This window comes from Pseudomonas sp. KB_12 (assembly GCF_052114545.1).
GTDB lineage: Bacteria > Pseudomonadota > Gammaproteobacteria > Pseudomonadales > Pseudomonadaceae > Aquipseudomonas > Aquipseudomonas brassicacearum.
Map to the genome: position 1 here is coordinate 49,682 of NZ_JBFREY010000025.1, position 13,638 is coordinate 63,319.

At 62.8% G+C, this 13,638-nt stretch carries 10 protein-coding genes; 8 read left to right on the forward strand and 2 right to left on the reverse strand.

The window, feature by feature from the left end; all coding sequences use genetic code 11:
- Window positions 1-301: 301 nt before the first annotated feature.
- The 8 genes from nosR to nahK all read left to right on the forward strand — a co-directional run bounded on the left by nosR (window position 302) and on the right by nahK (window position 12,058).
- On the forward strand, window positions 302-2,470 hold the full coding sequence (gene nosR, locus AB4Z20_RS19865) for a transcriptional regulator NosR (protein ID WP_320390436.1): 2,169 nt from the start codon (window positions 302-304) through the stop codon (window positions 2,468-2,470).
- 53 nt (window positions 2,471-2,523) lie between these two features.
- Window positions 2,524-4,443 (forward strand): TAT-dependent nitrous-oxide reductase, encoded by a 1,920-nt coding sequence (gene nosZ / locus AB4Z20_RS19870; protein WP_003201412.1) that lies wholly within the window; start codon window positions 2,524-2,526, stop codon window positions 4,441-4,443.
- A 25-nt stretch (window positions 4,444-4,468) separates the two neighbouring features.
- Window positions 4,469-5,782 carry a nitrous oxide reductase family maturation protein NosD gene (locus AB4Z20_RS19875; protein ID WP_253474381.1) on the forward strand — a complete coding sequence of 438 codons (1,314 nt, stop codon included), beginning with the start codon at window positions 4,469-4,471 and terminating at the stop codon, window positions 5,780-5,782.
- Window positions 5,779-6,696 carry an ABC transporter ATP-binding protein gene (locus AB4Z20_RS19880; protein ID WP_442090466.1) on the forward strand — a complete coding sequence of 306 codons (918 nt, stop codon included), beginning with the start codon at window positions 5,779-5,781 and terminating at the stop codon, window positions 6,694-6,696. Before AB4Z20_RS19875 ends, AB4Z20_RS19880 begins: the two co-directional genes overlap by 4 nt.
- Window positions 6,693-7,523, forward strand: a complete 831-nt coding sequence (locus tag AB4Z20_RS19885) for an ABC transporter permease (protein WP_046062341.1) — start codon at window positions 6,693-6,695, stop codon at window positions 7,521-7,523. The genes AB4Z20_RS19880 and AB4Z20_RS19885 overlap by 4 nt, the downstream gene beginning before the upstream one ends.
- Before the next feature lie 30 nt (window positions 7,524-7,553).
- On the forward strand, window positions 7,554-8,081 hold the full coding sequence (locus AB4Z20_RS19890; protein ID WP_442090467.1) for a nitrous oxide reductase accessory protein NosL: 528 nt from the start codon (window positions 7,554-7,556) through the stop codon (window positions 8,079-8,081).
- A 241-nt stretch (window positions 8,082-8,322) separates the two neighbouring features.
- Complete coding sequence (gene nosP, locus AB4Z20_RS19895; protein WP_442090468.1) at window positions 8,323-9,486, forward strand: nitric oxide-sensing protein NosP; 1,164 nt, start codon at window positions 8,323-8,325, stop codon at window positions 9,484-9,486.
- The gene (gene nahK, locus AB4Z20_RS19900) at window positions 9,416-12,058 is read left to right on the forward strand and encodes a hybrid sensor histidine kinase/response regulator NahK/ErcS' (RefSeq protein ID WP_442090469.1); all 2,643 of its coding nucleotides are present in this window, start codon (window positions 9,416-9,418) and stop codon (window positions 12,056-12,058) included. Before nosP ends, nahK begins: the two co-directional genes overlap by 71 nt.
- Window positions 12,059-12,228: 170 nt before the next feature.
- On the opposite strand, the gene AB4Z20_RS19905 is transcribed toward nahK, so the two are convergent.
- Window positions 12,229-12,894, reverse strand: coding sequence for a response regulator transcription factor (locus tag AB4Z20_RS19905; RefSeq protein WP_014338437.1), 666 nt, complete (start codon window positions 12,892-12,894; stop codon window positions 12,229-12,231).
- A 59-nt stretch (window positions 12,895-12,953) separates the two neighbouring features.
- Window positions 12,954-13,487: a PQQ-dependent catabolism-associated CXXCW motif protein gene (locus AB4Z20_RS19910; protein WP_253474396.1), complete on the reverse strand. Its 534-nt coding sequence runs from the start codon at window positions 13,485-13,487 to the stop codon at window positions 12,954-12,956.
- Window positions 13,488-13,638: the final 151 nt, after the last annotated feature.

Here is a 13,638-nt window from a genome sequence, read left to right on the forward strand (position 1 = left end):
GCTTGCTCCCGCTGGGCTGCGGTAGGAGCTGCCGAAGGCTGCGATCTTTTGATCTTTTGATCTTTGACTTAACACTCAACAAGGCCTGAAAAGATCGCAGCCTCGCTTCGCTCGACAGCTCCTACAGCGCACCCCAGCGGGAGCAAGCTCCCTCGCCACAAAAGCAGTTTTCATCTGCTGGACGTCCGCGTCTGCTTACGGATTCAGGGTTAAGTCTCCCAAGTTGATTTCAATCAAGGGCCGAAGAAGGGGCCGGCCCCTACCATGATCGCCAAGATCCTGTCTTTAAGCCCTGGCGTCCATGACCCGTTCCTCTGTGATGTTGTACCCATCCCGCTCCTGGCTCCCCGGGCTGTTCGTTTTCCTGCTGTTGTTCACGGGCCTGGCCCAGGCCAAGGACTACGGCGACACCCCGCAACAGCGCATCCACCACGTCCTGAACCAGACCGACTCGATCTCCGAGCCCGAGGGGCGGTTCAAGGTGCGCACGCTGTCCGCTGCCGGCAAGGTCCTGGGCTATGTGTTCCAGAGCCTGGACGTGGTGGACATTCCCGCCTATTCCGGCAAGCCGATCAACGTCCAGGTCATTCTCGATCCTGCGGGGGTGATCCTCGATGCCTATGTGCTCGAACACCATGAGCCGATTCTGCTGATCGGCATCGCCGAAGAAAAACTCCACGCGTTCAGCGCGCGCTACAGCGGCATCAAGGTCAACCAGCGGGTGGTGGTGGGGCATTCCAGCGACCCGAATGCCGTGACCGTGGATGCCATCGCCGGGGCTACCGTGACGGCAATGGTGGTCAACGAAGTCATCATGCGCGCCGCCCACGATGTCGCGGTGTCCCTGGGCCTGGTCAAGGGCGATGCGGGGTTGGCCGTGGCGCCGGCGCGTGTGCGCGAGGACATCTACGAGGCCGCCGACTGGAAGACCCTGACCGGCAACGGCGCTATCCGCCGTCTGCTCCTGACCCGCGGCCAGGTCGATGCGTCCTTCAAGGGCACCGAAGCCGAACAGGTCGAGACCGCCAGCGGCGAGCAGGTGAATGACACGTTCATCGACCTCTATGCCACCCACCTCAATCCACCCACCATCGGCCGCAACCTGCTGGGCGAGGCGCAATACCGCACACTGATGGCCGAGCTCAAGCCGGGCGAGCAGGCCATAGCGGTGATGGGCAGCGGTCGTTATTCCTTCAAGGGCTCGGGATACGTGCGTGGCGGCATCTTCGACCGGGTGCAGTTGCGTCAGTCCGGCGACACCATCAGCTTTCGCGACTTGGATTTTCAGCGCCTGAATGACGTGGCCCTCGATGACATGCCGGACTTCGATGAAATGGCGATTTTCATCATCCGTGCCTCCCACCGTTTCGACCCTGGCTCACCCTGGAACCTGGAACTGCTGGTGCGCCGCCAGACCGGACCGGTCAGCGGCACCTTCAGCAGCTTCGAGCTGGCCTATCAGTTGCCGGAGCCCTACCTGGAGCGCCCATTGCCCACCGCCGAGCAACTGGCGGCCGCCGAAGAAGCCAGCCGGCCGATGTGGCTGACGCTCTGGTATCAGAAGAGTGTCGAAATCAGCGTGCTTGGGGCCGCGTTGCTGGTGCTGACGGCGATCCTGTTTTTCCAGGATTCACTGGCCCGGCGGCCGACGCTGTTGCATTGGCTGCGGCGTGGTTACCTGGTCTTCACCGTGGTGTTTCTCGGCGGCTACGCCTTGGCCCAGTTGTCGGTGGTCAACGTGCTGACCTTCGTCCACGCCTTGTTCGAAGGCTTTCGCTGGGAGCTGTTCCTCACCGATCCACTGATCTTCATCCTCTGGGTGTTCACCGCCGGCAGCATCCTGCTGTGGGGGCGTGGGGTGTTCTGTGGCTGGCTGTGTCCGTTCGGCGCGTTGCAGGAGTTGATCAACGAACTGGCGCGCAAGCTCAAGGTGCCCCAATACGAGTTGCCGTTCGCCGTGCATGAGCGGCTGTGGGCGATCAAGTACATCATTTTGCTGGTGCTGTTCGGCGTTTCGCTGGAGTCGATGGCCACCGCCGAACGGCTGGCCGAAGTGGAACCCTTCAAGACCGCCATCACCCTCAGGTTCGACCGCCAGTGGTGGTTCGTGGCGTACGCCGTGGGCCTGCTGGTGATCAATATCTTTACCCGCAAAGTCTATTGCCGCTACGTCTGCCCGCTGGGTGCGGCCCTGGCGATGCCGACCCGGTTGCGGCTGTTCGACTGGCTCAAGCGCCGCAAGGAATGTGGCAACCCCTGCCAACTGTGCGCCAAGGAATGCGAGATCCAGGCGATTCATCCCGATGGCCGGATCAATGCCAACGAATGCCATTACTGCCTCGACTGCCAGATGACCTGGCACAACGAAAACAAATGCCCGCCGCTGATCAACAAGCGCAAGAAGCGCGGCAAGGCAACCGCGACCGATCCGCAACTGATTCCCGTGGTGCAGGTGAACCCGGCGCCTTGAGGCACCCCAATGGCCTGTCCCTTGACCGTTTCATTCTTCATGGAGCACACAGCATGAGCGACAAAAAAAACCAGACCCCAGGCTCGGTGGAAGAACCCAGGGGTGTCAGCCGGCGCAGTTTTCTCGGCACTGGCGCGGTAACCGGTGCCGTACTGGCCGGCGCGACGGCGCTGGGGGCCGGGACGTTCACCCGTGAGTCGTGGGCTGCGGCGGCCAAGGAGGCCAAGTCCAAGATCCACGTCGGGCCTGGGGAGCTGGACGAGTACTACGGTTTCTGGAGCGGCGGCCACCAGGGCGAGGTGCGGGTGCTGGGCGTGCCGTCGATGCGTGAGCTGATGCGCATCCCGGTGTTCAACGTCGACTCGGCCACCGGTTGGGGCCTGACCAACGAAAGCAAGCGCATCCTGGGCGACAGCGCCAAGTACCAGAACGGCGATTGCCACCACCCGCACATCTCCATGACCGACGGCAAGTACGACGGCAAATACCTGTTCATCAACGACAAGGCCAACTCCCGGGTCGCGCGCATTCGCCTGGACATCATGAAGTGCGACAAGATCCTCACCGTGCCCAACGTGCAAGCCATCCACGGCCTGCGCCTGCAAAAGGTGCCGTACACCAAGTACGTGTTCGCCAACGCCGAGTTCGTGATCCCGCACCCCAACGACGGCCACACCTTCGACCTGCAGGACAAAAACAGCTTCACGATGTTCAACGCCATCGATGCCGAGAAAATGGAAATGGCCTTCCAGGTGATCGTCGACGGCAACCTGGACAACTCCGACGCTGACTACACCGGCAAATACGCCGCCAGCACCTGCTACAACTCCGAGAAGGCCTACGACCTGGGTGGCATGATGCGCAACGAGCGCGACTGGGTGGTGGTGTTCAACATCCCGCGTATCGAGGCGGCGATCAAGGCTGGCAAGTTCATCAACCTGGACGGCTCCAAGGTGCCGGTGGTCGATGGCCGCAAGACCGATGGCAAGGACTCCGAATTCACCCGCTACATTCCCGTGCCGAAGAACCCCCACGGGCTCAATACCTCGTCGGACGGCAAATACTTCATCGCCAACGGCAAGCTGTCGCCTACGGTCTCGATGATCGCCATCGATCGCCTGGACGATTTGTTCGCCGACCGCTTCAAGGACCCCCGCGAGGTGATCGTCGCCGAGCCGGAACTGGGACTCGGGCCGTTGCACACCACGTTCGACGGGCGCGGCAATGCCTACACCACCTTGTTCATCGACAGCCAGGTGGTGAAGTGGAACATGGACGAGGCCATCCGTGCCTACAAGGGCGAGAAGGTCAACTACATCAAGCAGAAACTCGACGTCCAGTACCAGCCTGGCCACAACCATGCGTCTCTCACCGAAACCAGCGAGGCGGACGGCAAGTGGCTGGTGGTGTTGTGCAAATTCTCCAAGGACCGCTTCCTGCCCACCGGCCCATTACACCCGGAAAACGATCAGTTGATCGACATTTCCGGTGAAGAAATGAAGCTGGTGCACGACGGCCCGGCGTTCGCCGAACCGCATGACTGCATTCTCGCCCGGCGTGACCAGATCAAGACCCAGAAAATCTGGAACCGCAACGATCCGTTTTTCGCCGACACCGTGGCCCGGGCGAAGAAGGACGGCATCAACCTGGAAACCGACAACAAGGTCATCCGCGACGGCAACAAGGTGCGGGTGTACATGACGTCGATGGCGCCGGCCTATGGCCTGACGGAGTTCACCGTCAAGCAAGGCAACGAGGTGACGGTGACCATCACCAACATCGACCAGATCGAAGACGTCACCCATGGTTTTGTCATGACCAACCACGGCGCGAGCATGGAGATCAGCCCGCAACAGACCTCGTCGATCACCTTCACCGCCGACAAGGCCGGTTTGCACTGGTACTACTGCAGCTGGTTCTGCCACGCCCTGCACATGGAAATGGTCGGGCGCATGCTGGTTGAAAAGGCCTGAGTCATTCACTAGGGAGACAGGCGCAATGACCGGGAATATGCAGCATCCAAACGTTCGTCGACTGGTCATTGCCCTGGTGTTCAGCCTGTTGTCGGGCGGCGCGCTCGGTGCGCCGCAGCCGATCACCGATTTGCCTTTGCAGGCCGAGGGCGACCAGCAATGGCGCCTGCCTGCGGGCCAGTACCGGGGCTCGTTCAGTATCGACCAGCCCATGACCCTCACGTGTGCGCCGGATGCGGTATTCCAAGGGCAGGGCGAGGGCAATGGGCTGATCATTCGCGCCCCGAACGTTCAGGTCCAGGGCTGTACCTTCCTGGACTGGGGCCACGACCTGACGGCCATGAACGCGGCCGTGTTCATCCAACCGGTCGCCCAAGGAGCGGTGGTGCGTGGCAACCGGATGCAAGGCCAGGGCTTCGGTATCTGGGTCGATGGCACGCGGGACGTCAGCCTGATCGACAACCGCATCCAGGGCGACCCCAGCCTGCGCTCCCAGGACCGTGGCAATGGCATCCATTTGTATGCCGTACACGGCGCCCGGGTCATCGGTAACCAGGTGCATGAAACCCGCGACGGTATCTACATCGACACCTCCAGCGGCAATCTGCTCCAGGGCAATGTCCTGGAGGACCTGCGCTACGGCGTGCATTACATGTTCGCCAACGATAATCGCCTGCTGGATAACGTCACCCGGCGTACCCGCACCGGTTATGCCTTGATGCAAAGCCGCCAGTTGACGGTCATCGGCAATCGCTCCGAACAGGATCAGAACTACGGGATCCTGATGAACTACATCACCTATTCGACCCTGCGCGACAACTTCGTCACCGACGTGCGCGACGGGTCCACCGGCGACACCATGATCAGCGGCGCCGAGGGCAAGGCCCTGTTCATCTACAACTCGTTGTTCAACCGCATCGAAGGCAACCATTTCGAGCGCAGCGCCGTGGGAATCCACCTGACGGCCGGCTCGGAGGACAACCGCATCGCCGGCAATGCCTTCGTCCACAACCAGCGCCAGGTCAAATACGTGGCCACGCGGTTGCAGGAGTGGTCGGTGGATGGCCGCGGCAATTACTGGAGCGACTACCTGGGCTGGGATCGCAACGGCGACGGCCTGGGCGATGTCGCCTATGAGCCCAACGACAACGTCGATCGCCTGCTGTGGCTGTACCCCCAGGTGCGGCTGTTGATGAACAGCCCGGGGATCGAACTGCTGCGTTGGGTGCAGCGAGCCTTCCCGGTGATGAAATCCCCCGGGGTGATGGACAGTCATCCGCTGATGGAAACGCCTGTCCAGCCCCCGTCACGCAACAGTGCCCAGGAGGACGCGTCTTGAACGTCGTCGAGATCGAAGGCGTCAGCCAGTACTATGGCGATGTCGCCGTGCTGCGCGGGCTGGACTTGAACCTGGCCCAGGGCGAGGTGCTCGGGCTGTTCGGGCACAACGGCGCGGGCAAGACCACCACCATGAAGTTGATCCTCGGTTTGCTGCAAGCCAGCGAGGGCGAGGTGCGTGTCTTCGGTCGCGCGCCCAGCGACCCGAGGGTGCGGCAGATGCTCGGGTACCTGCCCGAGAACGTGATGTTCTATCCGCAGTTGAGTGGGCTGGAAACCTTGCGCCATTTTGCCCGGCTCAAAGGTGCCGCGCCGGAGCAGGTGGAGCGTTTGCTGGAAGAGGTCGGGCTGGCGGCTGCCGCGACACGGCGCGTGAAAACGTATTCCAAGGGCATGCGCCAGCGTCTCGGTCTGGCCCAGGCGCTGCTCGGCCAACCGCGCCTGTTGTTGCTGGATGAACCGACCGTGGGCCTGGACCCTATCGCAACCCAGGACCTCTATCAGTTGCTCGACCGCCTGCGTTGGCAGGGCACCAGCATCATTCTCTGTTCTCACGTCTTGCCTGGCGTGGAAGCGCACATCAACCGCGCCGCGATTCTCACCCGCGGGCGCCTGTTGGCCCTGGGCAGCCTGGCCCGGCTGCGCGAGGACGCCGGGTTGCCGACGTTGATCCGCGCCTCGGGCCTGTCGCGGGCCGACTGGCTTCGCCAGCATTGGCGCAGCGAAGGGCACGCCACCCAGGGCTGGGGCGCCGAAGGGGTGCAGGTGTCCGCGCCGGATGGCAGCAAGCTTAAACTGCTGCGCCAGTTACTGGCCCAGGATGACCCGACGGATGTCGAGATCAAGCCGCCGTCGCTGGAGGATTTGTACCGGCATTACATGGTCCGTGCCGCAGCCGAGGAGACCAGCCTATGAATCCGGTCTGGAACATGGCCCGCAAGGAATTCAGCGATGGCCTGCGCAATCGCTGGTTGTTGGCGATCAGCCTGTTGTTCGCGGTGCTGGCGATCGGCATCGCCTGGCTCGGCGCGGCGGCGTCCGGTCAATTGGGGTTCACCTCGGTGCCGGCCACGGTGGCGAGCCTGTCCAGCCTGGCGACCTTCCTGATGCCGCTGATTGCCTTGCTGTTGGCCTATGACGCGATTGTCGGCGAGGACGAGAGCGGCACCTTGCTGCTGTTGCTGACCTACCCGTTGGGTCGCGGCCAATTGTTGCTGGGCAAGTTTGTTGGGCACGGCTTGATCCTGGCCCTGGCCACCTTCATCGGTTTTGGCTGCGCGATGCTGGCCATCGCCCTGTGGGTGGACGATGTCCAGTTGAGCCTGCTGCTCTGGGCCTTCGGTCGGTTCATGGTGTCCAGCACGCTGCTGGGCTGGGTGTTCCTCGGGCTGGCCTATGTGCTGAGCAGCTTGTCGGCAGAGAAATCCACCGCAGCCGGATTGGCGCTGGGGGTGTGGTTTTTCTTCGTGCTGGTGTTCGACCTGGCCTTGCTGGCGTTGCTGGTGCTGAGCGAAGGGCGCTTCAGTCCGGAACTGTTGCCATGGTTGCTGCTGTTCAACCCTACCGACGTGTATCGGCTGATCAACTTGTCCGGGTTCGATGCGGCGTCCAGCGGCGCCGCGGTGCTGACCTTGGGCAGCGACCTGCCGGTGTCGGCGCCTTTGCTCTGGCTGTGCCTGGGCCTGTGGATGGCGGTGCCGTTGTGGTTGGCCTATCGGTTGTTCAATCGCCGGTGCCCGTGAATTTCAATCTTGATAAGGGAGCATGCAACGATGAACAGGGTGTATTTCAAGGCGGGTCGCCTTTGGGTCGGGGTGGTGATGTGCCTGGCACTGGCGGCCTGCGGCAAGGCCGAGCCACCTGCGGCCAGCGAGGCGGCGCTGGCGTTCCATCCCAGTGACGAGTGCCATGTGTGCGGGATGGTCATCACTGACTTCCCCGGGCCCAAGGGCGCGGCGGTCGGGGCAGGGGGCGTGAAGAAATTCTGCTCGCCGGCGGAGATGCTGGGCTGGTGGTTGCAGCCGGAAAACCATCGGGCCGACGTCAAGCTGTATGTCCACGACATGGGCAGCAGCCATTGGGATACGCCGGATGACGCCCACCTGATCGACGCCCGGACCGCCTACTTCGTCATCGGCAGCGGGCTTAAAGGCGCCATGGGCGTTGTCCTGGCCTCGTTCTCCGACCCCCAGGCGGCACAAAAACTCGCCAGCGACACCGGCGGCCGGGTGCTGCGCCTGGAAGACATCGACCAGAAACTGCTGGGGCAGGCGACTGCCATGGCGCCGATGAGTCACTGATATTGCCTGTTCGGCAAACCACGCTTGTGGCAGGGGCGCTTGTGGGAGCAAAGCTTGCTCGCGAAACAGGCGCCTCGATTCTGCCAGACCGCATCGCCTCTATCGCGGGCAAGCCTTGCTCCCACATAGAGGGAGCAATCTCATCCCATGGAAGCGTCCACCCGCTACCCAAGTAGCATTCGTCGACCCGGCGCGGCTTCGTACACTCAGGGCTCCTATCACGCACCCGTCGGAGGCGAAGATGCAGCAGGCCCAGAGCGAAGGTGTGGTGAGCGCCATGTCCCAGGCAACGGACGTCCAGCAGGTGGCCCAGGCGTTGGCGCGGCAGCTGTTGCACCCGCACCTGGGCTTCGTGCTGTTTTTCTGTTCCGCCGAATACGACCTCCCGGCCCTGGGCCAGGCGCTGTCCCAGAGTTTCGGTGGGATTCGCCTGGTGGGCTGTACCAGCGCCGGTGAAATCACCGCGCAAGGTTATGGTCGCAACTGCGTGACGGCGGTGGGGTTCGATCACCGGCACTTTTCCATCGCCGCCGAACTGATCGGCGAAATGGAGCACTTCAGCCTGATCGATGCCCAGCAAATGGTCGAGCGCCTGGCGAGCGGCTGTCGCAGCAACGCCTTGGCGCCGATCAAGGGCCACAGTTTCGCCTTGACCCTGCTCGATGGCCTGTCCAGTCGCGAGGAAATGGTGCTGGCGGCCTTGAGCGCTGCGCTGGGGGACATCCCGCATTTCGGCGGTTCGGCCGGCGATGACAACTACCTGACCCACACCCACGTGTTCTTCGAAGGCCAGTTCCACAGTGGCGCGGCGGTGGTGGTGTTGATCAATACCTGGCTGGAATTCGAAGTCTTCACCACCCATCACATCCTGCCCCGGGAGGAGAAACTGGTGGTGACCGGCGCCGACAGCGCCTCGCGACGGGTCTACGAGCTCAACGCCGAACCCGCCGCCGAAGAATACGCCCGGCACATCGGCGTGCCCGTGAGCGCCCTCGACTACCGGGTTTTCGCCGCCCATCCACTGGCGGTGCGCATCAACGACAAGTACTACGTGCGGGCGATCCAGCAGGTGCACTCGGACCTGAGCCTGAGTTTCTACTGTGCGGTGGAGAACGGCATCGTTCTCACTGCGATGACCCCCGGGCCCTTGCTGCACAACCTGCAAACGCTGTTCGACGGTTTGCAGGCACGCCTCGGTGACCTGTTGCTGACCATCGGCTGCGATTGCTTTCTCCGGCGCCTGGAGCTGGAAGATCGCGGCGGCCTGGAGCAGATCGGCCAGTTCCTGCGCGAAAAACGGGTGATGGGGTTCAACACCTATGGAGAACAGTTCAATGGTATGCACATCAACCAGACGTTCACCGGAGTTGCCATTGCCCGACATCGCGTCCCCGGCCATCGCTGAGCTGCAGGCCCAGCTCGCTGCCCTGCAGAATGAAAACCGCAAGTTGCGGCGTATCAATGAGGCGCTGATCGAGCGGGTGGAGTCCGGCATAACCCGGGGCAACGACCCGTATGCGGCGTTCCAGCACTCGGTGGTGCTGGCCGAGCAGGTGCGTGAGCGCACCGATGCGCTGAACCAGGCCATGGCTGAACTCAAGGCCGGCAATCACTTGTTGGGCGAGGCGCGGCTGCGGGCGGAAACGGCCCACCGGCACCTGATCGACGCCATCGAAAGCATCTCCGATGCGTTTGTGCTGTTCGACGAGCAGCAACGCATCGTCCTGTTCAATAGCCGCTTCAAGGCCTTCTGGGCCAACAGCCGGGTGCGCATCATCGCCGGCATGCGCCTTTCCGAGGTCAAGCGCTTGATGACCGCCAACGGGCTGTTCAGCGAAGAACCCCGGGGCCAGGCCGACGAGCATGTGCTGTATCGCTTGCAGAACGGGCGCTGGTTGCAAGTCAGCGAGCGGCCGACCCAGGAGGGCGGCCGGGTAATTCTGTTTACCGACATCACCGACGTCAAACTCAGCGAAACCGTGCGCCGCGAGCAGGCCATCGCGCAGAAATCCCACCTGTTGCAGCGGGCGGTGGACAACCTGTCCCAGGGCGTGGCGATGGTCAACGCCCAAGGCGTGCTGGAGTTGTGGAACCGACGCTTCCTCGAACTCAGCGGCCTGGCACCGGTAGCGGCACACCGGCCATTCAATGAAGTGATCGGCGACAGTGAATTGCAACTGCTGACCCCGGCCAGTCGCGACAGCAACGGCCGGCTGATCCACGAATCCGAGCAGCGCCTGTCCGATGGCCGGGTCCTGGAGATCCGTACGCATCCCTTGCCCACTGGCGGCTACGTCAACACCTTCACCGACATCACCGAACGCTACCAGCACGCCGAGGCGCTGAGCGAAAGCGAACGCTGGATTCGCCTGATCACCGACCATGTGCCGGCGCTGATCGCCTACCTCAACGCCGACCTGGTCTACGAATTCACCAACAAGGTCTACGAGCAGTGGTATTGCTGGCCCCGTGGCGTGATGCTTGGCCAGAGCTTGCGCGAAGCCCATAGCGAGCAGCATTACCAGCGCCTGGAAGCCTACGTGGCGCGGGCGTTGGCGGGTGAGAGCGTGACGTTCGAGTTCGCCGAGACCAACATCAACAACCAGGAGCGCTACATGCTGCGCTCCTATGTGCCCAACCGCTTGGCCAACGGCGAAGTGGTGGGGATTTTCGTGCTGATCCGCGACATCACCGAACGCCGGCGCACCGCCGAGGCGCTGCACCAGGCCTACCAGAACCTGGAACAGCGGGTCCAGGAGCGCACGGCCGAACTGACCACTCTCAACGACCAGTTGCTGCGCGAGATCGACGAGCGCAGCCGGGTGGAGTTGCGCCTGCGCGAAGCCAAGCGCGAGGCCGAGCAGGCCAACCTGTCGAAGACCAAATTCCTCGCAGCGGTCAGCCATGACCTGCTGCAACCGCTCAACGCCGCTCGGCTGTTCACCAGTGCCTTGCTCGAGCGCCGCGATCCGGTCGCCAACGCGCAACTGGTGCGCAACGTCAGCCATTCGCTGCAGGACGTGGAGAACCTGCTGGGCACCCTGGTGGACATCTCCAAGCTGGACGCCGGAGTGATCAAGGCCGATGTCGCGCCGTTCGCCCTCAGCGAGCTACTCGACAACCTGGCCGCCGAATACGCCCAGATCGCCGGCAGCGAGGGGCTGGCGCTGCACTTTGTCGGCTGTTCGGTGCTGGTGCGCAGCGACATGCAATTGCTCGCGCGTATCTTGCGCAATCTGCTCAGCAACGCGATTCGCTACACCCCCAGCGGCCGGGTGGTGCTCGGTTGTCGGCGACACCGCCAGCGCGTGTCGATCCAGGTCTGGGACAGCGGCATCGGCATTGCCGAGAACCGCCTGGAGGAAATATTCCAGGAGTTCAAGCGCGGCGACGTGCAGCGCCCGAACCAGGACCGTGGGTTGGGCCTGGGCCTGGCGATTGTCGAGAAAATCGCCGGGATCCTCGGGCACCGGATCCAGGTGCGCTCCTGGCCGGGCAAGGGCTCGATGTTCTCTATCGACGTGCCGCTGAGCGCCACCGCGCCCAAGCCGCTGCCATGCCTGGACATGAGCGAGCCGATGCTCGAACGACTGCGTGGGGCGCGGGTCTGGGTACTGGATAACGATGCGGCGATCTGCGCCGGCATGCGTACGTTGCTGGAGGGCTGGGGTTGCCAGGTAGTGACCGCGTTGTCGGAACAGGACCTGGCCCGCCAGGTGGACAACTACCATGCCGAGGCCGACCTGCTGATCGCCGACTATCACCTGGACAACGATCAGAACGGCGTCGATGCGGTGGCCCGGATCAACGCCCGCCGGGCCTCACCGATCCCGGCCATGATGATCACCGCCAACTACAGCAACGAGCTCAAGCAGCAGATCCGCGAACGCGGGCATACCCTGATGCACAAGCCGGTGCGGCCGATGAAGCTGAAGATTGCGATGAGTCATCTGCTAGGCCAGACCCAGGAGCATTGAGCGAGCGCTGTTGTGGCGAGGGAGCTTGCTCCCGCTGGGCTGCGCAGCAGCCCCGTCCTGAACAAGCCTGACACACCTAGGTGCCTGGGTTTGGGGCCGCTTCGCGCCCCAGCGGGAGCAAGCGCCCTCGCCACAGAGTTGTTCGGCCTGTCCCTGTAGCGTTCAGCGGTTCAACGCCGCAGGTAAGCCCCGAAATCAATATCCCCGGCACTGAGGATCGCCTGCACCCGGTTGTGCACGTTGAGTTTGCGCAGGATCGCCGAGACGTGGGCCTTGACCGTGGTTTCGGCGATGTCCAGCGTGTAGGCGATCTGTTTGTTCGACTCACCCTTGGTCATGCGTTCGAGCACCAGCAGTTGCTTGCGGGTCAAGGCCTGGAGCAGTTCCGGTGGGAAACTCGGGTTTTCGTTCAGGCGCCGGCCCATCGGGCTTTTTTGCGTGCGAATGATGTCGGGCGGCAGGTACACGTTGCCGTTGAGGATCTGCTCGATGGCGTCGGTCATCTGCGAGCGTGGCGAGGATTTGGTGATGAAACCCACCGCACCATAGGTAATGGCTTGCAGCACCACCTGCTTGTCCTGCTCGGCGGAGACAATCACCACGGGGATGGTCGGTGCCTCGTTGCGCAGGTTGATCAGGCCATTGAGCCCGTGCATGCCGGGCATGTTCAGGTCCAGCAGGATCAGGTCCAGGTCGTCGTGCTCGGCCGTCAAGGCCAGGGCACTGTCCAGGTCGGCGGTCTCCATGACCTCGCTGCCAGGAAAACCGTCGCTGATGACGTTGTGGATGGCTTCGCGAAACAGTGGGTGATCGTCGGCTATCAGGATTTTATACATGGCCATTCACCTCGTTATTGTCGTGTGGGGCAGGGCAGTTGCACGCACTTCTTGCAAGATCAGGGAAAGGGTTCGGGCCGGGCCGCTTGCAGGGGCAGGTTGGCCGCCTCCCAGGCATCGAGGCCATCGCGATACCAGTACACATGGTTATAGCCCATGGCAGCGGCGCGTTTTACCGCGTTCCAGCTCAGCCAGCAATCGGCGCGGCAATAAAAGACCAACGGCGAATCCAACCGCCCGCCGGTGGCCGTGCGCAGGTGATGGCTGAAGTAGTCCTGCCAGGTCGGGTCGAGGTCGCCGTCACCGGTATTGGCCAGCCACAGGCTGCCAGGAAGGTTGGCATGGGGTTCGTTGTCGATGAAACGCCCTTGGACCCACGGCCGGCGATAAACGTCGATCAGCACTGGGGGCGAGGCTTGGCCGAGCAGACGTTGCAGGGCCTGGGTGTCGAGGGTCTGGGCGCCGTCGACGGTGGCGGGCGTCGGGCTGCGGTATTGGGCGATGCGATAACCCTGCGCTGAAAACAGCGCGGTATCGGCCTGCGCGACATTCAGCGCCAGGCCCAGCAGGAGGATCGCCAGCAAACGGGGCATAGGATTTATCCTTTTTGTTATGCGCCCATTACATGCCAGGGTCGAGGTCTTGTGAATGCGACCATAGACAGGAAAACCAGTACTAAAGTAGTAATTTCGGCCATGGGCCCTGTACAGAAACCTTGTGGAGAACCTTGTGGGAGCGAGCTTG